At 42.0% G+C, this 20,547-nt stretch carries 20 protein-coding genes; 13 read left to right on the forward strand and 7 right to left on the reverse strand.

All coding sequences use genetic code 11. The features are described 5' to 3' along the window. The first annotated feature begins 42 nt into the window (after window positions 1-42). The 12 genes from topA to SM122_RS01805 all read left to right on the forward strand — a co-directional run bounded on the left by topA (window position 43) and on the right by SM122_RS01805 (window position 14,223). Window positions 43-2,124 (forward strand): type I DNA topoisomerase, encoded by a 2,082-nt coding sequence (gene topA / locus SM122_RS01750; RefSeq protein ID WP_195327387.1) that lies wholly within the window; start codon window positions 43-45, stop codon window positions 2,122-2,124. A gap of 98 nt (window positions 2,125-2,222) precedes the next feature. Next, a complete protein-coding gene (locus SM122_RS01755) occupies window positions 2,223-2,900 on the forward strand; it encodes a SatD family protein (RefSeq protein ID WP_003007400.1) in 678 nt (225 codons plus the stop codon). Beyond that, a complete protein-coding gene (locus tag SM122_RS01760) occupies window positions 2,884-3,588 on the forward strand; it encodes a DUF3307 domain-containing protein (RefSeq protein ID WP_195327384.1) in 705 nt (234 codons plus the stop codon). Before SM122_RS01755 ends, SM122_RS01760 begins: the two co-directional genes overlap by 17 nt. 154 nt (window positions 3,589-3,742) lie before the next feature. Further along, on the forward strand, window positions 3,743-5,077 hold the full coding sequence (gene trmFO / locus SM122_RS01765; RefSeq protein WP_031573201.1) for a methylenetetrahydrofolate--tRNA-(uracil(54)-C(5))-methyltransferase (FADH(2)-oxidizing) TrmFO: 1,335 nt from the start codon (window positions 3,743-3,745) through the stop codon (window positions 5,075-5,077). Between the two features lie 93 nt (window positions 5,078-5,170). Continuing rightward, complete coding sequence (locus SM122_RS01770; RefSeq protein WP_195327382.1) at window positions 5,171-5,998, forward strand: alpha/beta hydrolase; 828 nt, start codon at window positions 5,171-5,173, stop codon at window positions 5,996-5,998. A 38-nt stretch (window positions 5,999-6,036) separates the two neighbouring features. Then, a complete protein-coding gene (locus tag SM122_RS01775; protein ID WP_126404226.1) occupies window positions 6,037-6,777 on the forward strand; it encodes an esterase family protein in 741 nt (246 codons plus the stop codon). A 22-nt stretch (window positions 6,778-6,799) separates the two neighbouring features. Further along, entirely contained in the window at window positions 6,800-7,966 is a 1,167-nt protein-coding gene (locus tag SM122_RS01780; RefSeq protein WP_195327380.1) for an ATP-grasp domain-containing protein, read from the forward strand. A 219-nt stretch (window positions 7,967-8,185) separates the two neighbouring features. After that, window positions 8,186-9,154: a thiamine pyrophosphate-dependent dehydrogenase E1 component subunit alpha gene (locus tag SM122_RS01785; RefSeq protein ID WP_037608368.1), complete on the forward strand. Its 969-nt coding sequence runs from the start codon at window positions 8,186-8,188 to the stop codon at window positions 9,152-9,154. 16 nt (window positions 9,155-9,170) lie between these two features. Continuing rightward, window positions 9,171-10,163: an alpha-ketoacid dehydrogenase subunit beta gene (locus tag SM122_RS01790; RefSeq protein WP_155169770.1), complete on the forward strand. Its 993-nt coding sequence runs from the start codon at window positions 9,171-9,173 to the stop codon at window positions 10,161-10,163. A 220-nt stretch (window positions 10,164-10,383) separates the two neighbouring features. Further along, entirely contained in the window at window positions 10,384-11,427 is a 1,044-nt protein-coding gene (locus SM122_RS01795; RefSeq protein ID WP_049492858.1) for a dihydrolipoamide acetyltransferase, read from the forward strand. 41 nt (window positions 11,428-11,468) lie between these two features. After that, complete coding sequence (gene lpdA / locus SM122_RS01800) at window positions 11,469-13,175, forward strand: dihydrolipoyl dehydrogenase (RefSeq protein WP_195327378.1); 1,707 nt, start codon at window positions 11,469-11,471, stop codon at window positions 13,173-13,175. A gap of 58 nt (window positions 13,176-13,233) precedes the next feature. Beyond that, on the forward strand, window positions 13,234-14,223 hold the full coding sequence (locus SM122_RS01805) for a lipoate--protein ligase (RefSeq protein WP_003007373.1): 990 nt from the start codon (window positions 13,234-13,236) through the stop codon (window positions 14,221-14,223). Here SM122_RS01805 and SM122_RS01810 read toward each other — a convergent pair. Further along, window positions 14,164-14,343, reverse strand: coding sequence for a hypothetical protein (locus SM122_RS01810; RefSeq protein ID WP_223345122.1), 180 nt, complete (start codon window positions 14,341-14,343; stop codon window positions 14,164-14,166). The genes SM122_RS01805 and SM122_RS01810 overlap by 60 nt on opposite strands. 141 nt (window positions 14,344-14,484) lie before the next feature. On the opposite strand from SM122_RS01810, the gene SM122_RS01815 reads away from it, so the two are divergent. After that, on the forward strand, window positions 14,485-15,126 hold the full coding sequence (locus SM122_RS01815; RefSeq protein ID WP_155124882.1) for a hypothetical protein: 642 nt from the start codon (window positions 14,485-14,487) through the stop codon (window positions 15,124-15,126). 87 nt (window positions 15,127-15,213) lie between these two features. On the opposite strand, the gene xerS is transcribed toward SM122_RS01815, so the two are convergent. The 6 genes from xerS to SM122_RS01845 form a co-directional block, all read right to left on the reverse strand. Beyond that, window positions 15,214-16,284, reverse strand: a complete 1,071-nt coding sequence (xerS, locus tag SM122_RS01820; protein WP_003001539.1) for a tyrosine recombinase XerS — start codon at window positions 16,282-16,284, stop codon at window positions 15,214-15,216. Between the two features lie 194 nt (window positions 16,285-16,478). Further along, window positions 16,479-17,462, reverse strand: a complete 984-nt coding sequence (locus SM122_RS01825) for an acetylxylan esterase (RefSeq protein ID WP_272157659.1) — start codon at window positions 17,460-17,462, stop codon at window positions 16,479-16,481. 105 nt (window positions 17,463-17,567) lie between these two features. Beyond that, entirely contained in the window at window positions 17,568-18,335 is a 768-nt protein-coding gene (locus tag SM122_RS01830; RefSeq protein WP_155169226.1) for an alpha/beta hydrolase, read from the reverse strand. Between the two features lie 65 nt (window positions 18,336-18,400). Next, on the reverse strand, window positions 18,401-19,972 hold the full coding sequence (ffh, locus tag SM122_RS01835; protein ID WP_155169224.1) for a signal recognition particle protein: 1,572 nt from the start codon (window positions 19,970-19,972) through the stop codon (window positions 18,401-18,403). 17 nt (window positions 19,973-19,989) lie between these two features. Continuing rightward, window positions 19,990-20,205, reverse strand: coding sequence for a hypothetical protein (locus SM122_RS01840; protein ID WP_049514330.1), 216 nt, complete (start codon window positions 20,203-20,205; stop codon window positions 19,990-19,992). 2 nt (window positions 20,206-20,207) lie between these two features. Further along, a complete protein-coding gene (locus tag SM122_RS01845) occupies window positions 20,208-20,540 on the reverse strand; it encodes a putative DNA-binding protein (RefSeq protein ID WP_003001435.1) in 333 nt (110 codons plus the stop codon). Window positions 20,541-20,547 lie beyond the last annotated feature (7 nt).

A 20,547-nucleotide genomic window follows, 5' to 3' on the forward strand; every position in this document is an offset into this window, starting at 1 on the left:
TATTAAACTCAATGAGATTTATACAATACAGAGGGATAAAACGTGGTAACAAAAAAGAAAAGCAGTACAACCAAGAAAAATTTGGTGATTGTGGAGTCTCCTGCTAAGGCCAAAACAATCGAGAAATACCTTGGTCGTAACTACAAAGTCATGGCTAGTGTTGGCCATATTCGGGACCTGAAAAAATCAACCATGTCGATTGACTTCGACAATAACTATGAACCGGAGTATATCAATATTCGTGGAAAAGGTCCCTTGATCAATGATTTAAAAAAAGAAGCTAAAAAAGCCAAACAAGTCTTTCTCGCAAGTGACCCGGACCGAGAAGGAGAAGCTATTTCTTGGCATTTAGCGCATATTTTGAACTTGGATGCCAAAGAAAAGAACCGCGTGGTCTTTAACGAAATCACCAAGGATGCAGTCAAAAATGCCTTTAAAGAACCGCGCCAAATCGATATGGACTTGGTCGATGCCCAACAAGCCCGTCGTGTCTTGGACCGGATTGTAGGGTATTCCATTTCGCCTATTCTTTGGAAAAAGGTCAAAAAAGGACTTTCTGCAGGGCGCGTGCAATCTGTTGCCCTCAAATTAATCATTGATCGTGAAAATGAAATCAATGATTTCAAGCCGGAAGAATATTGGACCATTGATGGCGTCTTTAAAAAAGGGACCAAGCAATTCCAAGCCAGCTTCTATGGGATTGATGGTAAGAAGATGAAGCTCAACACCAATGAAGAGGTGAAAGCTGTTCTTGAACGCTTAGATGGCAAAGATTTTACCGTTGAAAAAGTTGAAAAGAAAGAACGTCGTCGGAATGCGCCACTTCCATACACAACCTCTTCTATGCAGATGGATGCTGCCAATAAGATCAACTTCCGTACACGCAAGACCATGATGGTAGCGCAGCAATTGTACGAAGGAATCAATATTGGCTCTGGTGTTCAAGGTTTGATTACCTATATGCGTACCGATTCTACACGGATCAGTCCAGTTGCGCAAAATGAGGCAGCGAACTTTATCGTAGATCGCTTCGGTGATAAATATTCTAAGCATGGAAGCCGTGTGAAGAATGCTTCTGGTGCCCAAGATGCCCACGAAGCGATTCGTCCGTCTAGCGTCTTCAATACTCCTGAGAGCATTGCTAAATACTTGGACAAAGACCAATTGAAACTCTACACCTTGATTTGGAATCGTTTTGTCGCTAGCCAGATGACGGCAGCTGTCTTTGATACTATGAATGTCCGTTTAGGTCAAAATGGGGTTCAATATACAGCGAATGGGAGTCAGGTAAAGTTTGACGGTTATTTGGCGATTTATAATGATTCAGACAAAAACAAGATGTTGCCGGACATGGTAGAAGGCGATATCGTCAAGCAGGTCAATAGCAAGCCGGAGCAACACTTTACCCAACCACCTGCTCGATATTCTGAAGCAACCTTGATTAAGACCTTAGAAGAAAATGGGGTTGGTCGTCCTTCAACCTATGCTCCGACGATTGAGACCATTCAAAAACGCTATTATGTGAAGCTGGTAGCCAAACGCTTTGAACCAACGGAATTAGGGGAGATCGTTAATAAACTGATTGTTGAATTTTTCCCAGATATCGTTAATGTGACCTTCACAGCAGAGATGGAAGGTAAACTCGATGATGTCGAACTTGGAAAAGAAGAGTGGCAAAAAGTCATCGATGCTTTCTACAAACCATTTTCTAAAGAGGTCGCAAAGGCTGAAGAAGAGATGGAAAAAATCCAAATTAAAGACGAACCAGCTGGTTTTGATTGTGAAGTTTGTGGAAGCCCGATGGTGATTAAATTAGGACGTTTTGGAAAGTTCTATGCTTGTAGCAATTTCCCAGATTGTCGTCATACCCAGGCCATTGTCAAAGAAATCGGTGTGGAGTGTCCTGACTGTCATCAGGGACAAATCATCGAACGCAAAACCAAGCGCAACCGTATCTTCTATGGATGCAATCGCTATCCAGAGTGTGAATTTACCTCTTGGGATAAACCGATCGGTAGGGATTGTCCAAAATGTGGCCACTACTTAGTTGAGAAAAAAGTTCGTGGTGGCGGCAAACAAGTCGTATGTAGCAATGGCGACTACGAAGAAGAAAAAGTGAAATAAGTTATTAAATGTCTATTATAACAGCAATTTTTATAAATGTCTGTTATAATAGACATTTATCGTTTTTTTCGTTATAATAGACACAAGGAGGTGAGCATATGTATCTTGCTTTGATTGCAGATGTCATTGATTCCAAAACCGTACAAGAACGTTTTGACCTGCAAAAACAGTTAGAAAAAACGCTTCAAAAGATCAATGAGCTTTTTAAAGACTATCTAGCATCGTCTTTTACCTTAACTTTGGGCGATGAATTTCAGGCGCTTTTAAAAATGGATGCTCCGGTTTTTCAAATTATCGATACCCTGCGTTCAGAACTAAAGCCAACTCAACTTCGTTTCGGCATTGGCCTTGGAGAAATTGTAACGGATATCGATCCCCTGCAAAGTATCGGTGCAGATGGACCAGCCTATTGGAATGCTCGTGCAGCTATAAATCTGGTCCATCAGAAAAATGATTATGGCAACACCCAGATCTATTTTTTGAGCGGTAATGACAGCAAGGACTCGGTGGTGAATGCGCTCATCGCTTCCGGAGAGGCCATACGTTCGGGTTGGCGAGAGAGTCAGGAGGAGATCCTGCTTGATCTTTTAAAGAGATCTGTCTATAGTGAAAGCTTTAGCCAGCAGGATTTGGCCCAATCGTTAGCCATTAACCCAAGCGCCCTGTCCAAGCGCTTAAAGAGTAGCAGTATTCGTGTTTATTTACGGGGACGAGCAGCAGCACTAGCTTGTATTCAAAGCTTAGAGAAAGGAGAGGCCCATGAGCGGATTGTCTAGTATCGTAACGAATCCATACTTGATCCTCTTGTTAATTTGTCATTTACTATCAGATTATTATTTTCAAAGCCAAAAGATGGCGGATCGCAAGGATCAGGATAAGAAGGTGCTAGGGCTTCACATTCTATATGTAGCTCTGCCTCTGATCGTCGTTTCCTTCTGTCATCTAGATTTGTGGTGGATTTGCTTGGTCATTTTACTGAGCCATGCCGCAATAGATTTCTTAAAACCGATCGTGCAGAATGGTTTGAAATTACCAACCGCCTGGACCTTTGCCTTGGATCAAGTCTTGCATGTCAGCATCATTAGCTGTCTAGTCCTTTTAGGAGCGAAGAATGGTTCGACCTATCTGCCTCTGGACACTTTAAATCTAATTTTTTATGTTCTCCTAGTTGGGAAACCAAGCAATATTGCCTTTAAAATTCTGTTTGCCAAGTATCAACCCACCAGCAAGAAGAAAATGGATACGATCACTGGGGCTGGTTCCATGATTGGCTTTTTAGAGCGTTTGGTGATTGGTGCCTGTCTCATCTATGGGCAATTTGCTTCTATCGGCCTAGTCTTTACTGCCAAGTCCATCGCTCGCTACAATAAAATTTCGGAGGATCCAGCCTTTGCGGAGTATTACTTGATCGGGTCCTTGTTCAGTATCCTATCTGCCCTCTTAGCAGCTTGGTTGTGTCTATAAGAAAATAAATAGTAAAGTCTAAGACAGGAAGGAAAAGCCTCCCTGTCTTTTTACTTGGCTTTTTGGTATAATGGACCAAGTAGAAAATTAGAAAGATTTGTGGGTGTCTAACAGTTCAGTGAGGTGGTTTGATACCCAAAGAGGTATTAGTGTCATGTCTCAATCTTATATCAATGTGATCGGTGCGGGCCTTGCAGGCTCGGAAGCAGCTTACCAGATTGCCCAACAGGGAATTCCGGTCAAGCTTTATGAAATGCGTGGAGTCAAATCCACTCCGCAACACAAAACAGACAACTTTGCTGAGTTAGTGTGTTCCAACTCTCTTCGTGGGGATTCTCTCACCAATGCTGTCGGGCTCCTCAAAGAAGAAATGCGTCGTCTGGGTTCTGTCATCCTTGAAGCAGCGGAAGCGACTCGTGTACCAGCCGGTGGAGCACTTGCTGTGGACCGAGAAGGTTTTGCTAGCCGGGTGACGGAGAAGGTGTCCCAACATCCGCTCATCGAAGTCATTCGTGATGAAATTACGGAATTGCCGACAGATGCCATCACAGTGGTCGCAACGGGGCCTCTAACCAGCGATGCCTTGGCAGAAAAGATTCACGCCCTTAATGGTGGCGATGGTTTCTATTTTTATGATGCAGCAGCTCCAATCATCGATGTCAATACTGTCGATATGAACAAGGTCTATCTCAAGTCACGCTATGACAAGGGAGAAGCAGCTTATCTCAACTGCCCAATGACCAAGCAAGAGTTTATGGACTTCCACGAGGCCTTGGTCAATGCTGAAGAAGCCCCGCTCAACTCTTTTGAAAAAGAAAAGTATTTCGAAGGCTGTATGCCCATTGAAGTCATGGCCAAACGTGGTATCAAAACCATGCTCTATGGCCCTATGAAACCAGTTGGACTCGAGTATCCAGATGATTACAAAGGGCCACGTGATGGGGAGTTTAAGACACCCTACGCAGTCGTTCAGTTGCGCCAAGACAATGCGGCTGCCAGCCTCTACAATATCGTCGGCTTCCAAACTCACCTTAAATGGGGCGAACAAAAACGGGTCTTCCAAATGATTCCAGGTTTGGAACATGCGGAGTTTGTCAGATACGGCGTCATGCACCGCAATTCCTACATGGATTCTCCAAATCTGCTGGAACAAACCTACCGCTCGAAGAAACAACCAAATCTCTTCTTTGCAGGTCAAATGACAGGTGTAGAAGGCTATGTTGAGTCAGCGGCCTCAGGTTTGGTAGCTGGAATCAATGCCGCTCGCCTTTTCAAAGGAGAAGAAGCAGCGATTTTCCCTGAAACGACAGCTATCGGAAGCCTGGCTCACTATATCACCCATGCAGATAGCAAGCATTTCCAACCCATGAATGTCAACTTCGGGATTATCAAAGAGCTAGAAGGACCACGCATTCGGGATAAAAAGGAACGTTATGAGAAAATTGCCGAACGTTCTTTACAAGATTTGGCTCAGTTTATGGAAAAATAACCCAAGAAAGGAAAAAGTTTGGAGAAAATCCAGACTTTTTCTTCTAAAAATGGTATAATGAATAAAATTTAGAATATAGAGAGTTTTCTGACAATGAACAAATCCTATTTTTATTTAGATATGAAGACACACGAGTTGAAAGTGCCTTATACCGGAAAACTCCGTCGTGTGCGAGTCTTATTACCTAAGAATTATGAAACGGATACAGATAGACGTTACCCTGTGGTTTATTTCCACGATGGACAAAACGTTTTGTACAGCAAGGAAGCTTATGCGGGTCATTCCTGGAAAGTCATTCCAGCCATTAAGCGGAATCCCGATATTAGTCGCATGATTGTTGTTGCGATCGATAATGATGGTTTCCAACGCATGAATGAATACTCTGCCTGGAAGTACAAGGAATCCAATATTCCTGGCATGCAATTTGGTGGCAAGGGAGTTGAGTACGGCGAATTTGTCATGGAGGTGGTGAAACCTTTTATCGACCAAGAATACCGGACTCTTGCTGATCGAGAACATACGGCCATGATTGGATCTTCCTTGGGTGGGAATATTACCCAATTCTTGGGCTTAGAGTACCAAGATCAAATTGGTTGTTTAGGGGTCATTTCATCTGCTAACTGGCTACACCAAGATGCCTTCAATCATTATATCGAACGCAAAAAATTATATGCAGATCAACGGATCTACATCTATGTAGGGACTGAAGAGGCGGATGATACAGATAAAACGCTGATGGCGGGAAATATCAAGCAAGCCTATATTGATTCATCCCTTCGTTATTATCACGACGTTATCCAACAAGGAGTTGCTTTAGAAAATATTGCCATTCGGATTCAATCCGGTGCGATTCACCATGAAGAAGCTTGGGCTGAACATTTACCTGAATGCCTTCGCTTTTTGGCTGAAAATTGGGATTAATAGACTGTAAATAAAGAAATAAAGGAAAGAGGGAACCTATGAATATTGAACATCTTAGCCACTGGAGTGGCCAACTGAACCGAGAAATGTATCTAAACCGTTATGGACATGCAGGGATTCCTGTAGTGGTCTTCGCTTCATCAGGTGGAAGCCATAATGAGTACTATGACTTTGGTATGATTGATGCCTGTGCTCAGTTTATCGAAGAAGGACGGGTTCAATTTTTCACCCTTTCAAGTGTCGATAGTGAAAGCTGGCTTTGTAATTGGAAAAACCCTCACGACCGTGCAGAAATGCATCGGGCCTATGAACGCTACGTGATTGAAGAAGCCATTCCTTTCATTAAGCACAAAACTGGCTGGTTTGATCCGATGATGACGACTGGTTGTTCTATGGGTGCCTACCACGCCCTTAATTTCTTCTTGCAACATCCGGATGTTTTTAACAAAGTTGTAGCCTTGAGTGGTATCTATGATGCTCGTTTCTTTGTTGGTGAATTTGGTGGGGATGAAGCGATTTACCAAAACTCTCCATCTGATTACATTTGGCATCAAAATGATGGCTGGTTTATCGACCGTTACCGTCAGGCGGAAATTGTCGTTTGTACCGGTCTTGGAGCTTGGGAACAAGATGGTCTACCATCTTTCTACAAACTGAAAGAAGCCTTTGACCACAAAAATATCCCTGCTTGGTTTGCTGAATGGGGACACGATGTAGCCCATGATTGGGACTGGTGGCGCAAGCAAATGCCATATTTCTTAGGACAAATGTATCTATAAGTCAAAAAGGGAGGAGACCTCTATGAATTATCTTGTTATTTCACCTTATTATCCACAAAATTTCCAACAATTCACCATTGAACTAGCAAACAAAGGAATCACTGTCTTGGGGATTGGTCAAGAGCCGTACGAACAGTTAGATGAGCCTTTGCGCAATAGTTTGACAGAGTATTTCCGTGTAGAAAATATGGAAGACTTAGATGAAGTGAAGCGTGCAGCAGCCTTTCTGTTCTATAAACACGGCCCAATCGATCGCATCGAGTCTCACAATGAATACTGGTTGGAATTGGATGCGGCACTTCGTGAGCAATTTAATGTCTTCGGGGCTAAGCCTAAAGATTTGAAGAAAACCAAGTTTAAATCAGAAATGAAAAAACTCTTCAAGAAAGCAGGAGTTCCTGTCGTTCCTGGTGCTGTGGTAAAAGCAGAAAAAGATATCGACAAGGCTGTGAAGAAGATTGGGTTGCCATTGATTGCCAAGCCTGATAATGGAGTAGGTGCAGCAGCGACCTTTAAACTTGAAACACCAGAAGATGTCGATCATTTTAAAGCAGAATGGGATGGACATACGGAGTACTTCTTTGAGAAATTCGTCACTTCTAGCGAGATTTGTACCTTCGATGGTCTGGTCGATCGCGATGGTAACATTGTCTTCTCAACTACTTTTGACTATGCCTATACGCCACTTGATTTAATGCTCTACAAAATGGACAATTCTTATTATGTCCTCAAAGAGATGGATCCAAAATTGCGTCAGTATGGGGAAGCGATTGTGAAAGCCTTTGGCATGAAGGAACGTTTCTTCCACATTGAGTTCTTCCGTGATGGGGATGACTATATTGCAATCGAGTACAATAATCGTCCAGCAGGTGGCTTTACGATCGATGTCTACAATTATGCTCATTCCATCGACTTGTACCGAGGTTATGCAGCTATTGTAGCCGGAGAACCTTTCCCAACTTCTGAATTTGAGCCTCTTTATTGCTTGGCGACTTCTCGCCGTGCCAATGCAGCCTATGCTCTGTCAGAAGAAGAAGTTTTGGCTAAATACCATGATCAATTCCGTGTCAAGAAAGATATGCCTGCAGCCTTTGCTGAGCTTCAAGGTGATTACCTTTACATGTTAACAACGCCTAGTCGTGAAGTATTAGAACAAATGATTCATGACTTTGGTCAACGCCAATCATAAGATAACGACCGGTAGGATAGGATCCTATTGGTTTTTTATATTTTAATGCAATCTCATGAAAGAAAAGTTTGTGAAATAGTTTATTTTAAGTTGAAAATGCTTATAAAACCTTCCTCCAAGGTATATAGTTTGTGAAATCATTTGAGCATTATTTTTGACAGTGCTTTCATTTTTGGCTAGAATGAAAGAGAATGAATAAATGCTAAGAAAGGCGAAATGATGGCAACATTAGATAAAAGTCTCTTATTGGAAATGTTCCGTAAAATGGAAGAAATCCGTCGCATGGACTTAAAAATTGCACAGTTAGTAAAAAAAGGGAAAGTGCCAGGAATGACGCACTTTTCTGTTGGGGAAGAAGCGGCTAACGTTGGAGCGATGTTGGCTTTAAACGACGATGATTTGCTGACATCTAACCACCGTGGACACGGACAAGCCATTGCTAAAGGAATCGATTTAAATGGCATGATGGCTGAAATCCTTGGTAAGTATACGGGTACTTGTAAAGGGAAGGGTGGCTCCATGCATATCGCTGACCTCGATGCTGGTAACCTTGGTGCGAACGGGATCGTTGGTGGTGGTATGGGAATTGCAGTAGGTGCTGCCCTTACTCAACAAATGAAAAAGACTGGTAAGATTGTCGTCTGCTTCTTTGGCGATGGTGCAACCAATGAAGGTGTCTTCCACGAAGCGGTGAATATGGCTTCTATTTGGAATCTTCCAGTAATTTTCTACTGTATCAATAACGGTTATGGAATCTCTGCTGACATCAAGAAAATGACCAATATCCAGCATATCCACGAACGTAGTGCTGCTTACGGCATTCCTGGAATGTTTATTCCTGATGGAAATAACGTTATCGATGTCTATGAAGGATTCCAAAAAGCTGTTGAACACGTCCGCTCTGGTAAAGGACCTGTCTTGATTGAAAGTGTCACCTATCGTTGGCTTGGTCACTCTTCATCTGACCCTGGTAAATACCGGACCCGTGAAGAAGTCGAAGAGTGGAAGAAAAAAGATCCGATTGAAAACCTTCGCAAGTATCTCCTTGAAAATGAAATTGCGAGTGCAGAAGAATTGGATAAGATTCAAGAAGAAGTGAAAGAAGCAGTTGAAGCTTCAGTGAAATTTGCGGAAGAAAGCCCATTCCCTCCACTCGAATCAGCTTTCGAAGATATTTACGCAGACTAAGGGGGAGTTGAGAATTATGGAAACAAAATTAATGTCTTTCCGCGATACCATTATCCTTGCTATGTCTGAGGAAATGCGTCGCGACGAAAATGTATTGTTGATGGGGGAAGATGTCGGAGTTTTCGGTGGAGACTTCGGAACTTCCGTAGGAATGCTAGAGGAATTCGGTCCAGAACGTGTTCGTGATTGTCCGATTTCTGAGGCTGCTATCTCAGGTACAGCAGCTGGAGTAGCCATGACCGGACTTCGTCCAATCGTTGATATGACCTTCATGGATTTCTCGGTGATTGCCATGGATGCTATCGTCAACCAAGCTGCTAAGACTCGCTACATGTTTGGTGGAAAAGGGCAGGTGCCGATGACTGTCCGTTGTGCAGCTGGTAACGGAGTTGGATCTGCAGCTCAACACTCCCAATCTTTGGAATCATGGTTTACCCATATTCCTGGTTTAAAAGTTGTTGCTCCAGGAACTCCAGCTGATATGAAAGGACTTCTCAAGTCTTCTATCCGTGACAACAACCCAGTGATCATTCTTGAATATAAATCAGAATTCAACCAAAAGGGTGAAGTGCCTGTAGATCCTGATTATACCATTCCACTTGGTGTCGGCGAAATCAAACGTGAAGGAACGGATGTCACTGTTGTAACCTACGGAAAAATGCTTCGTCGCGTGATGCAAGCAGCTGAAGAATTGGCTGAAGAAGGCATTTCAGTAGAAGTAGTAGACCCACGAACTTTGGTTCCGCTTGATAAAGAAATCATCATTAACTCTGTCAAGAAAACAGGAAAAGTAGTCCTTGTCAATGATGCTCATAAAACAAGTGGCTATATCGGTGAAATTTCAGCTATCATTTCTGAATCAGAAGCATTTGATTACTTGGATGCACCAATCCGCCGTTGTGCGGGGGAAGATGTGCCAATGCCTTACGCACAAAACCTTGAAAATGCAATGATTCCAACAGTTGAAAGCATCAAAGATGCCATTCGTAAAACATATAACAAAGAATAATACATAACATAAATTATGTAATGTCATTTAAATTAGACGAGGAAACTTTGTATCTTTTTAGGTACAAAGTTCTCTGCGTCCTTAATATCTTAGATTAGATCACGGGCTAAAAGCTCGGAAAAAAGATAAATCTCCTTGACTTCATCGAAGTCTGCGTTGATTTCCTATTTTTCGGTCGCTTTTAAACGCCCTTTGCATCATAAATAGAATAGGAGAGGTCATGGCTGATGATAAGCTAAGAGCGACTCCTGCGGCTAGAAAATTAGCGGATGATCTTGGGATCAACCTCTATGATGTTTCTGGTTCAGGCGCAAACGGTCGTGTCCACAAAGAAGACGTGGAAACCTATAAAGACACAAATGTGGTTCGCATTTCACCACTTGCAAAACGAATTGCTTTAGAACACAATATTGCTTGGCAAGAGATTCAAGGAACTGGTCATCGTGGTAAGATCATGAAGAAGGACGTTCTTGCTTTCCTTCCTGAAAATATTGAGAATGAGACCATTAAGTCACCTGCTGAAATCGAGAAGGTGGAGGAAGCTCCAGATAATGTGACACCTTATGGTGAGATCGAGCGGATTCCGATGACACCAATGCGCAAGGTGATCGCTCAACGGATGGTGGAATCTTACTTGACAGCACCAACCTTTACTTTGAACTATGACGTTGATATGTCTCAAATGTTGGCCCTTCGTAAGAAAGTATTGGATCCAATCATGGAAGCAACTGGCAAAAAAGTCACTGTAACAGATTTGCTTTCTCTAGCAGTGGTTAAGACCTTGATGAAACACCCATACATCAATGCGTCATTGACGGAAGATGGCAAAACCATCATCACTCACAACTATGTCAATTTGGCAATGGCAGTTGGGATGGACAATGGACTCATGACTCCAGTTGTCTACAATGCTGAAAAGATGACCTTGTCAGAGTTAGTTGTATCCTTCAAGGATGTTATCGGACGTACCTTGGATGGTAAGCTTGCTCCAAGTGAATTGCAAAACTCAACCTTCACCATCAGTAACTTGGGGATGTTTGGCGTTCAATCATTTGGACCGATTATCAACCAACCAAACTCTGCTATCCTTGGAGTTAGCGCAACGGTTGAAAAACCAGTTGTTGTGAATGGTGAAATTGTCATTCGTCCAATCATGAGCTTGGGCTTGACCATTGACCACCGCGTTGTCGATGGAATGGCTGGTGCCAAATTCATGAAAGACTTGAAAGCCTTGATTGAAGACCCGATTTCAATGTTGGTCTAATCAACGAGAGAGAATAGAAACAAGAAAAAGAGGGAAATAAAATGGCCTTAGAAGTAATTATGCCAAAAGCCGGCGTAGATATGACCGAAGGACAAATCGTTCAGTGGAATAAGAAAGTCGGCGAATTTGTAAAAGAAGGAGAAGTTCTCCTTGAAATCATGACAGACAAAGTCAGCATGGAGTTGGAAGCGGAAGAAGACGGTTACTTGATCGCTATCCTGAAAGGGGATGGAGAAACTGTTCCTGTAACAGAAGTAATCGGTTATCTTGGTGAAGAAGGGGAAAATATCCCTACAGCTGGAGCAGTAGCACCAGAAGCAAGCCCAGCACCAGCTGCAGCAAGTGCTTCAAACGATGACAATAAGAGCGATGACGCTTATGATATCGTAGTGATTGGTGGTGGTCCTGCTGGTTACGTATCTGCTATTAAAGCAGCTCAATTAGGTGGTAAGGTTGCTCTTGTTGAGAAATCTGAACTTGGTGGAACGTGCTTGAACCGCGGATGTATCCCAACTAAGACTTACCTCCACAACGCTGAAATTATCGAAAATATCGGACATGCGGCCAACCGTGGTATTATCATTGAAAATCCAAGTTTCTCAGTAGATATGGATAAGGTTCTTGAAACCAAGAACAAGGTCGTAAATACCCTCGTCGGTGGTGTTGCGGGTCTTCTTCGCAGCTACGGAGTGGATGTTCACAAGGGTATCGGTACCATTACGAAAGATAAGAATGTCTTGGTCAATGGTTCTGAATTGCTTGAAACGAAGAAGATCATCCTTGCTGGTGGTTCAAAAGTCAGCAAGATTAACGTTCCAGGTATGGAATCATCCCTTGTCATGACCAGTGATGATATTCTTGAAATGAATGAAGTACCTGAAAGTCTCGTAATCATTGGTGGTGGGGTTGTCGGTATCGAGCTTGGTCAAGCCTTCATGACCTTCGGTTCAAAAGTTACAGTTATCGAAATGATGGACCGTATCGTTCCAGCTATGGATGCTGAAGTATCTAAGAACCTTCGTTTAATCCTTGAACGTAAAGGTATGACAATCTTGACCGATACGAAACTCCAAGAAATCATTGAAGAAGATGGCAAACTTCGTATCAAGGTTGAAGGAAAAGACGATATCATCGCCAATAAAGCCCTTCTTTCAATCGGTCGTGTTCCAGATCTTGAAGGAATCGGTGAAGTCGAGTTTGAATTGGATCGTGGACGGATCAAGGTCAATGAATACATGGAAACATCTGTTCCAGGCATCTATGCGCCAGGCGATATCAACGGTACTAAGATGCTGGCTCACGCTGCCTTCCGTATGGGTGAAGTGGCAGCTGAAAATGCCCTTAAGGGAAATCATGCTGTTGCCAAATTGAACTTGACTCCTGCAGCCATCTACACCCTTCCAGAAGTTGCGGCTGTTGGTTTGACAGAAGAACAAGCTCGTGAGAAATACGATGTTCAAATCGGTAAGTTTAACTTTGCGGCGAACGGTCGTGCCATTGCATCAGACGCGGCTCAAGGCTTTGTTAAAGTCATTGCAGACAAGAAATACGGTGAAGTTCTTGGGGTTCACATCATTGGTCCAGCAGCAGCTGAATTGATCAACGAAGCTTCTACCATCATTGAGATGGAAATCACTGTAGAAGAAATGCTCAAGACCATTCATGGTCACCCAACCTTCTCAGAAGTAATGTACGAAGCTTTTGCGGATGTACTTGGAATGGCCATCCATTCACCTAAGAAAAAATAAAAATAGATAGACTAGACTGGAATTATTTTCCAGTCTCTATCGTATTAGAAGGTATCTTATGAAATACATTATCAATCATTCAAACGACACTGCTTTTAATATTGCTTTAGAGGAATATGCTTTTAAACACCTTTTGGACGAGGATCAAATCTTCCTTCTTTGGATCAACAAACCATCTATCATTGTAGGTCGTCACCAAAATACCATTGAAGAGATCAACCGTGACTACGTTCGGGAGCATGGAATTGAAGTGGTCCGTCGGATCAGTGGTGGTGGAGCTGTTTACCATGATTTGAACAACCTTAACTACACCATTATTTCAAAAGAAGATGAAAACAAGGCCTTTGACTTCAAGAGCTTTTCAACTCCAGTGATCAACACCTTGGCTGAACTTGGTGTTAAAGCTGAATTTACAGGCCGTAACGACTTGGAAATCGACGGTAAGAAATTCTGTGGCAATGCCCAAGCCTATATCAATGGACGGATCATGCACCATGGTTGTCTTCTCTTTGACGTGGATTTGTCAGTCCTAGCTAACGCACTTAAAGTGTCTAAAGATAAGTTTGAGTCTAAAGGGGTTAAATCAGTCCGTGCTCGTGTGACCAATATCATCGATGAGTTGCCAGAAAAGATCACTGTTGAAGAGTTCCGTGACCTACTTTTGGACTACATGAAAAAAGAATATCCTGAAATGACAGAATATGTCTTCTCAGATGAAGAATTGGCTGAAATCAACCGTATTAAAGATACTAAGTTTGGGACATGGGATTGGAACTATGGTAAATCACCAGAGTATAACGTCCGTCGTGGAACAAAATTCCCAAGCGGTAAGGTTGAAATCTTTGCTAACGTTATCGAGTCAAAGATCCAAGACATCAAGATTTATGGAGACTTCTTTGGTATCGAAGATGTTGCAGCAGTAGAAGATGTCCTTCGTGGTGTAAAATACGAACGCGAAGATGTTCTTAAAGCCCTACAAACCATTAACCTAGGCCGTTACTTCGCAGGAATCACTGCAGAAGAAATTGCCGAGGCTGTGGTGGAATAAAGTAAAAGAGAGTGGGACAGAAATCGGTAATTCGTTAGAATTCGATTTCGTCGTCCCACCTCCGCACAGTTGAGTAGGGCTGTAAAAGCTTATGAAATCAGCGTAGTAGAGTCCACTCAACTACTGCGTCTTGCTCGACAATCAAAAGACAATTAAGAGGCTAGGACTTTTGTCCCAGCCTCTTTTATCTTAAACTTGATATTCGAAAACTATGAGTGTACAATATAGAGGAAATCTGAACACAAAAGGGGATTATATTCGATGATGAGAGTTCCAGTGAAAAATCTTGGTCTATTTGAACAGTTAGATCGTATAGTCGTGGCTTTTTTTAGAAAGCAACAATCTTCAAGTCCTTATGATTTGAATGTCAGTATTACACAAGAACACCTTGACCAGAAAAAGCAAGAGCTCGAACCATTAGGCTATCAAGCTGTCCAACTACCATTAGGAATGGCTTTAGATAATATCATCCAGCAACCTCATTATCAAAATTTAATCATTGGTGGACTTGCTCCCGACGAAATTATAGTCAGCAAAGAAGAATTAATGCCTTTGAAAGATATTGTGGATAGTTTTTGTATTATGTACGCTGCAGCGAATAACAGACTGGAAAATAGTAAGGCTTATGAATTAATGAAAGATAAGACGGTTTATTTTATTGGTAAACTATTTACAGATTTTCCGAAGGCCGGTGATGAAATTGCTTATTTAGGAATTGATCGAATAGCGAGTGACGGAACACCATATGAAGCAGTGAAATGCTTTTTAACAGAAGAGAGTGCAGAGAAGTACAATGGTGAAAAAAGACCGGTCACCCCTGCAAACCTGGCTTATCTAAAATCATTTTGGGGAAAACCAGTCATTATTGAACCACACCGTAATTATTGGATTGAATTTTTATAGAAAGAATAAAAGAGCGTAAGATTCCATATAAAAATCTACGCTCTTTTTCTAATAGAATACATTTTACATAACTTCCGTTATGTAATCTTATAAACTATCCAAGGCATTCTTTTGTTCGTCATTGACAATATGGGTATATAAGTCGGTAACTTGTGTGCTAGCATGTCCCAGCTGGTGGCTGACCAAAACTTGTGATTTGGTTGCATCATAGAGACGCGTTGCTAATGTATGGCGTAGTTTATGGGGCGTCACGCGGACTTTGAAGTCTTCTGAATACTTGGCCACCATTTTTTCAACACTAGAAGCATCAATCCGGTTTGGAACACCTCGATACAAGGTTAAGAATAAAGCTGTATCAGTCTTTTCTGTCTTGTAACGTTTGTCTCGAATAGCAAGATATTGCTCGAGATAAGGCTTAGCAAAGGCAGCAACATTGACTGAGTCTCGTTTTCCACCTTTTCGAGTGACGTCAATGACCATCATCTTAAGATTGAGGTCACGAAGGTCCAAGTTGACTGCTTCAGAGAGACGGACACCAGAGGCAAGAAGGAGTGCGATAATGGCTAAATCTCGCTCTTTATTCTTATTAAAGGAGGATAAGGCGCGATTTGAGAGTGTTTGAGGGTACTCCTGGTCGATATAGTTTAGGAAACCTTCTGTTTCATCTCCTAAAAAGAGTTTTTGCTTGATATTCTCAGCTCGAGCAGCCAAAGTTTCTTTCTTTTTTTTGGTAGCAACCTTCTTCATGACATTACGGTAGAAATAAGGTTCCCCTTGCTCATTCTCAACCTCCTCAGTCAAGTATTTATAGAGACTGGAAAGTGCAGAAAGGGTACGGTTTATTGTCGTTTGAGAAACTCCATTTTTAGTTGTGTTAGCATTAAGCAGAGGACGTTCACGTAGGTAAAGAATAAAGGACTCCATGTCTTTCTTGGTCATGTGCTCCAGAACGTCTAAGGGGATCTCGGCCATGGTGTCAGCATCCGATATACCAGATTCCAAGACCCAGGTGAAAAATCGATCGTATTCCTTTAAGTATTCGTACAAGGTTGTAAAACTGTATGGAACGGCCAATTTTGATTGGTAATATTCCAATACATACCAGGGCATGACTTGTTTGAGTTTATCGATACGTTCTAATAAGATCTCGCGTTTCATGTTTTTCTCCAAATCTTTCTATACTAGTAGTATAGCATAGCCAGATATATTTTTCAAGAAAATTATAGTTTTTCGGAAAGATGTTATAGGGGTTCTATAGGACTGTTTTTGTATCCCTATCTATACTAGATCCCTTTTAAACACAAAACAATCAGCAAATCTCATGGATTTACTGATTGTTTTTCTTTTCTAACTTATTTTTCTACATATCGAAATGGAATCTTGCTACCACAGAGCCAATTATAGACTCGATCATTGACTTGAACATTCATAGCTTCGTGGGCATATTCTGGCATGATTAAATGCTCTTTTGGACCTTCTAATCGATTATAAATGGCAAACTGCGTTTCAGGATAACAGACATCATCATCTAGACCTGTAATCATGTGAACCTGTCCTTTGATACGATGGGCAAAATTTTTCACATCAATATAGGCCAAAGTCTGCATCAAACGATCTTCCGTTTCATGGAATGGATCATGGAACTTGAAATAACGGAAAAGCTCGTCATAGGCCTCACTGGTATTTCCGATCTCTAATACCCGTCTGAAATCCGATAAGAATGGATAAATGGCGACTGTTCGTTGGATTCGGGGATTTAATCCAGCAGCAACCAGAGCAAGGGCACCGCCTTGAGATGCTCCGTAGCTGGCAAGTTTGCTGTCGTCTACTTGAGGGAGGCTGGCTACAATTTCAATTAACTGGTAAAGATCTAAATAGACATCCTTATAAAAGAGCTCATCCGGACCTTCCACGGCTCCGCGGATAATCTGTCCTTTAACCGTATTTCCAAGTGGTGAGCGATCTCCGTCGGTTGAATAGCCTGACTGCCCTCTCACGTCCATAGACACAACACCATAGCCGGCTACTGTATAAGCTAACATATCAGCCCAATCCCAACAACGTCCCATATAGCCATGAAAATGGAAAATAACGGGAACTTTTTGATCCGTTTTTGGGAGAACAACCCGCGCATAAACAAGTCCATCTCGTGTTCCTTTAAAGGTTAATTCATAACAAATCTCATTTGGAATGCTGAAATCTCGTTCTTCGAGCTTGTATTCAGGCAGTTCAGTAATTTTTGCTAGGACTTGATCCCAAAAAGCATCAAAATCTGCGGGAACCTCATCCCGCCCCTTGTAATCTTTCATTGTTTCTAATAATTTGGGATCTTTCATAAAATCCTCCTTAAGTATATGTAATCGTTACCAAAAATGTACCATATTTACTTAAGGATTGCAAGAGACAAATAAAAATTACATAACCGAAATTATGTAATTTAATTATAGATTCAAAAACAGACTTAATTGTTTTACTAGATCTGGATTAGTGGGTAAAGCTGAATGATGAGCCTTACGACCATTTAAATTCACTTCTGTATAGGCCTGATTGTCAAAAATAGATTGTGCTGCTTGTGCGCTAGAAAGAGGGACGATGCCATCTGATTTTCCAGCAAAGCTACCGACAAAGTTAAGGACCTCTACTTCTTTATCTAATCGATGCTTCCATTTTTGAAAATCGTCATACATTTCTTGATTGAATTGGTAAGGACTACCAATAATAACCAGCTTGCTCACGGTCACCTTCTTTTTCTCTAAAAAGCCACTTTCCAATAAACCAGTCAAAACCAGTCCACCATTAGAGTGACCCACTGCCTTAAACTCAGTAAAATGATAGTGATCAAGAAGATAGGTTAAAGCAATTTTAAGGGATTCGATTTGCTGCTTGATATTGCTGTAGCCATCTCGATTATTCTCAAAGCCAATCACAATCATAGGGTTTGGCTCTTTTGTATTTAGTCTTCCTTCCATCTCTATAGAATCATCTTTATTGACCTTTATTTTTAAGAGACTTTGCTTTTTTCTAGAAAAGCGATGGAGCATGCGGATGGTTCCGTTGAATCGCTGGATACTGGCTGAACTCCCAGGTACAAAGATAATCGGTCTGATGGGTGGTTTCTTCGATCCTTTAGGAAATTCAAAGGGCTTTCTGTGCGAAGAAAACAATCTTGTAAAGAAACGAATGACTTGTTGAAATAGTTTTTTTAACATCTTTCCTCTAGTAGTAGTTTCTAAAAGAACCCAGAACAGTGTGTTCCAGGCCCTCTTAGAAACGATTATTTCCGTTTTTTCTTATTTTTGCGCATTTGTTTGGCCATCTTGTTCATTGCCCGTTTCATCATAAATTCGCCGGCTTTTCCTTTGAGACCACCGCAAAACATTTGGCTCATATCAGGCATTCCAGCGCCTCCACCAATAGCTGACAAGTCAGGCATGCCACCTTGTCCCATCAAGCCTTCGAGGGCAGACATATCAGGCATTCCACCAGGCATATTCTTCGGCATGTTATTTGGATTGAGCCCCATTTGTTTCATCATCTTATTCATATCGCCAGAGAGGACGCCTTGCATCATCTGTTTGGCTTGGTTAAAGTCCTTGATGAATTTATTGACTTCGACAAAGCTATTTCCTGAACCAGCAGCAATCCGACGACGACGGCTTGGATTTAACAAATCTGGATTTTCTCGTTCAGCTGGGGTCATGGATGATACAATTGCACGTTTGCGAGCAATTTCTCGTTCATCAACCTTAAGGTTCTTCATAGCTGGATTGTTGGCCATCCCTGGAAGCATTTTGAGCAGATCTTCCATTGGTCCCATGTTTTGAACTTGGTCTAACTGATCGATGAAATCGTTGAAGTCAAAGGTGTTTTCCCGCATCTTCTCAGCGAGTTCAAGGGAACGTTTCTCATCGTATTCTTGAGAAGCTTTCTCGATCAGCGTCAGCATATCCCCCATACCGAGGATCCGTCCAGACATACGATCTGGGTGGAAGGTTTCGATATCAGTGATTTTTTCACCAGTACCAGTGAATTTGATTGGCTTCCCAGTAATCTGACGGACAGAAAGGGCTGCACCACCACGGGTATCCCCATCAATCTTGGTCAAGATGACCCCGGTCACTTCGAGTTGTTCGTTAAACTCACGCGCCACATTAGCCGCTTCTTGACCGATCATGGCATCGACAACCAAGAGGATTTCATTCGGCTCAGCAAGTGCTTTGACATCACGCAACTCGCCCATGAGTTTTTCATCGATTTGCAGACGACCGGCTGTATCGATCAAGACATAGTCATTGTGGTTGGCTCTTGCCTGCTCCAAACCTTGACGTACGATCTCTACTGCAGGGACCTCTGTACCAAGTGAGAAGACAGGCACATTGATCTGCTGACCAAGCGTCTTCAACTGGTCAATGGCTGCTGGACGATAGATATCGGCCGCAATCATCAAAGGACGTGCATTTTCTTCCTTGACCAATTTGTTAGCCAATTTACCCGCAAAGGTTGTTTTACCAGCCCCCTGAAGACCGACCATCATGATAATGGTTGGAATCTTTGGAGATTTGATAATGTCTGCTGTCTCAGAACCCAAAATGGCTGTCAATTCTTCATCGACAATCTTCACGATTTGTTGGGCAGGGTTAAGGGTTTCAATGACCTCATGCCCAACGGCCCGCTCGCGGACGCGTTTGATAAAGTCTTTTACAACAGGAAGGGCCACGTCGGCCTCTAAGAGGGCTAGACGAATTTCTTTGGTTGCTTCTTGGACATCCGCTTCAGAGATTTTCCCTTTCTTACGAAGATTTTTAAAGACGTTCTGTAAACGTTCGGTTAAACTTTCAAATGCCATTATTTTCTCCTATTTTTTTAATTCAGTGGAAATCGTCCGAAATGTTGCAAACATTCTAGTTCTTCGGGTGTGACTTCTTTCATGATTTCATTTGGATATCCCCAACAGCTAAAACCTATTTGCATAGCTTTGGAGATATCATTGGGCGAGATAATTTGTAGTCGAGTAGGAAATACTCCCTCTGCGACTAATAGTTTGCAAGGTATTCCTTGATAAATGACGAGACTACCCATAATCACTCCCGATTGTCAATGCTTGATAAAATTTCAACCTGCTCTTGTAGAAAAGTATCTTCCGGATAGCGTTCTAAAATCTGATCAAAAATCTGACTACGAACAATGTAATCGGAATACATATGGAGTTTCATTTCGTAGTCCTCCAAAATCTTTTCTGTACGTTTAATATTGTCATAGACCGCCTGACGGCTCACTCCAAACTCTTCCGCAATCTCAGCCAAGCTGTAATCATCGGCGTAATAAAGCTCGATGTAGTTCATTTGCTTGTCCGTTAAGAGCGCTGCATAAAACTCAAAGAGCGCATTCATTCGGTTGGTTTTCTCAATTTCCATACCTTTC

The organism is Streptococcus gingivalis (assembly GCF_035544715.1).
In the GTDB taxonomy this organism is placed as follows: domain Bacteria; phylum Bacillota; class Bacilli; order Lactobacillales; family Streptococcaceae; genus Streptococcus; species Streptococcus gingivalis.

Excerpts from the sequence above, each read along its gene's own strand:
- ffh (WP_155169224.1), bottom strand. The coding sequence starts at position 19,972 with ATGGCATTTGAAAGTTTAACCGAACGTTTACAGAACGTCTTTAAAAAT.
- SM122_RS01805 (WP_003007373.1), top strand. The coding sequence starts at position 13,234 with ATGAAATACATTATCAATCATTCAAACGACACTGCTTTTAATATTGCT.
- SM122_RS01755 (WP_003007400.1), top strand. The coding sequence starts at position 2,223 with ATGTATCTTGCTTTGATTGCAGATGTCATTGATTCCAAAACCGTACAA.
- SM122_RS01845 (WP_003001435.1), bottom strand. The coding sequence starts at position 20,540 with ATGGAAATTGAGAAAACCAACCGAATGAATGCGCTCTTTGAGTTTTAT.
- SM122_RS01840 (WP_049514330.1), bottom strand. The coding sequence starts at position 20,205 with ATGGGTAGTCTCGTCATTTATCAAGGAATACCTTGCAAACTATTAGTC.
- SM122_RS01785 (WP_037608368.1), top strand. The coding sequence starts at position 8,186 with ATGGCAACATTAGATAAAAGTCTCTTATTGGAAATGTTCCGTAAAATG.
- SM122_RS01790 (WP_155169770.1), top strand. The coding sequence starts at position 9,171 with ATGGAAACAAAATTAATGTCTTTCCGCGATACCATTATCCTTGCTATG.
- SM122_RS01825 (WP_272157659.1), bottom strand. The coding sequence starts at position 17,462 with ATGAAAGATCCCAAATTATTAGAAACAATGAAAGATTACAAGGGGCGG.
- SM122_RS01775 (WP_126404226.1), top strand. The coding sequence starts at position 6,037 with ATGAATATTGAACATCTTAGCCACTGGAGTGGCCAACTGAACCGAGAA.
- SM122_RS01780 (WP_195327380.1), top strand. The coding sequence starts at position 6,800 with ATGAATTATCTTGTTATTTCACCTTATTATCCACAAAATTTCCAACAA.
- SM122_RS01770 (WP_195327382.1), top strand. The coding sequence starts at position 5,171 with ATGAACAAATCCTATTTTTATTTAGATATGAAGACACACGAGTTGAAA.
- trmFO (WP_031573201.1), top strand. The coding sequence starts at position 3,743 with ATGTCTCAATCTTATATCAATGTGATCGGTGCGGGCCTTGCAGGCTCG.
- xerS (WP_003001539.1), bottom strand. The coding sequence starts at position 16,284 with ATGAAACGCGAGATCTTATTAGAACGTATCGATAAACTCAAACAAGTC.
- SM122_RS01760 (WP_195327384.1), top strand. The coding sequence starts at position 2,884 with ATGAGCGGATTGTCTAGTATCGTAACGAATCCATACTTGATCCTCTTG.
- SM122_RS01830 (WP_155169226.1), bottom strand. The coding sequence starts at position 18,335 with ATGTTAAAAAAACTATTTCAACAAGTCATTCGTTTCTTTACAAGATTG.
- lpdA (WP_195327378.1), top strand. The coding sequence starts at position 11,469 with ATGGCCTTAGAAGTAATTATGCCAAAAGCCGGCGTAGATATGACCGAA.
- SM122_RS01815 (WP_155124882.1), top strand. The coding sequence starts at position 14,485 with ATGATGAGAGTTCCAGTGAAAAATCTTGGTCTATTTGAACAGTTAGAT.
- SM122_RS01795 (WP_049492858.1), top strand. The coding sequence starts at position 10,384 with ATGGCTGATGATAAGCTAAGAGCGACTCCTGCGGCTAGAAAATTAGCG.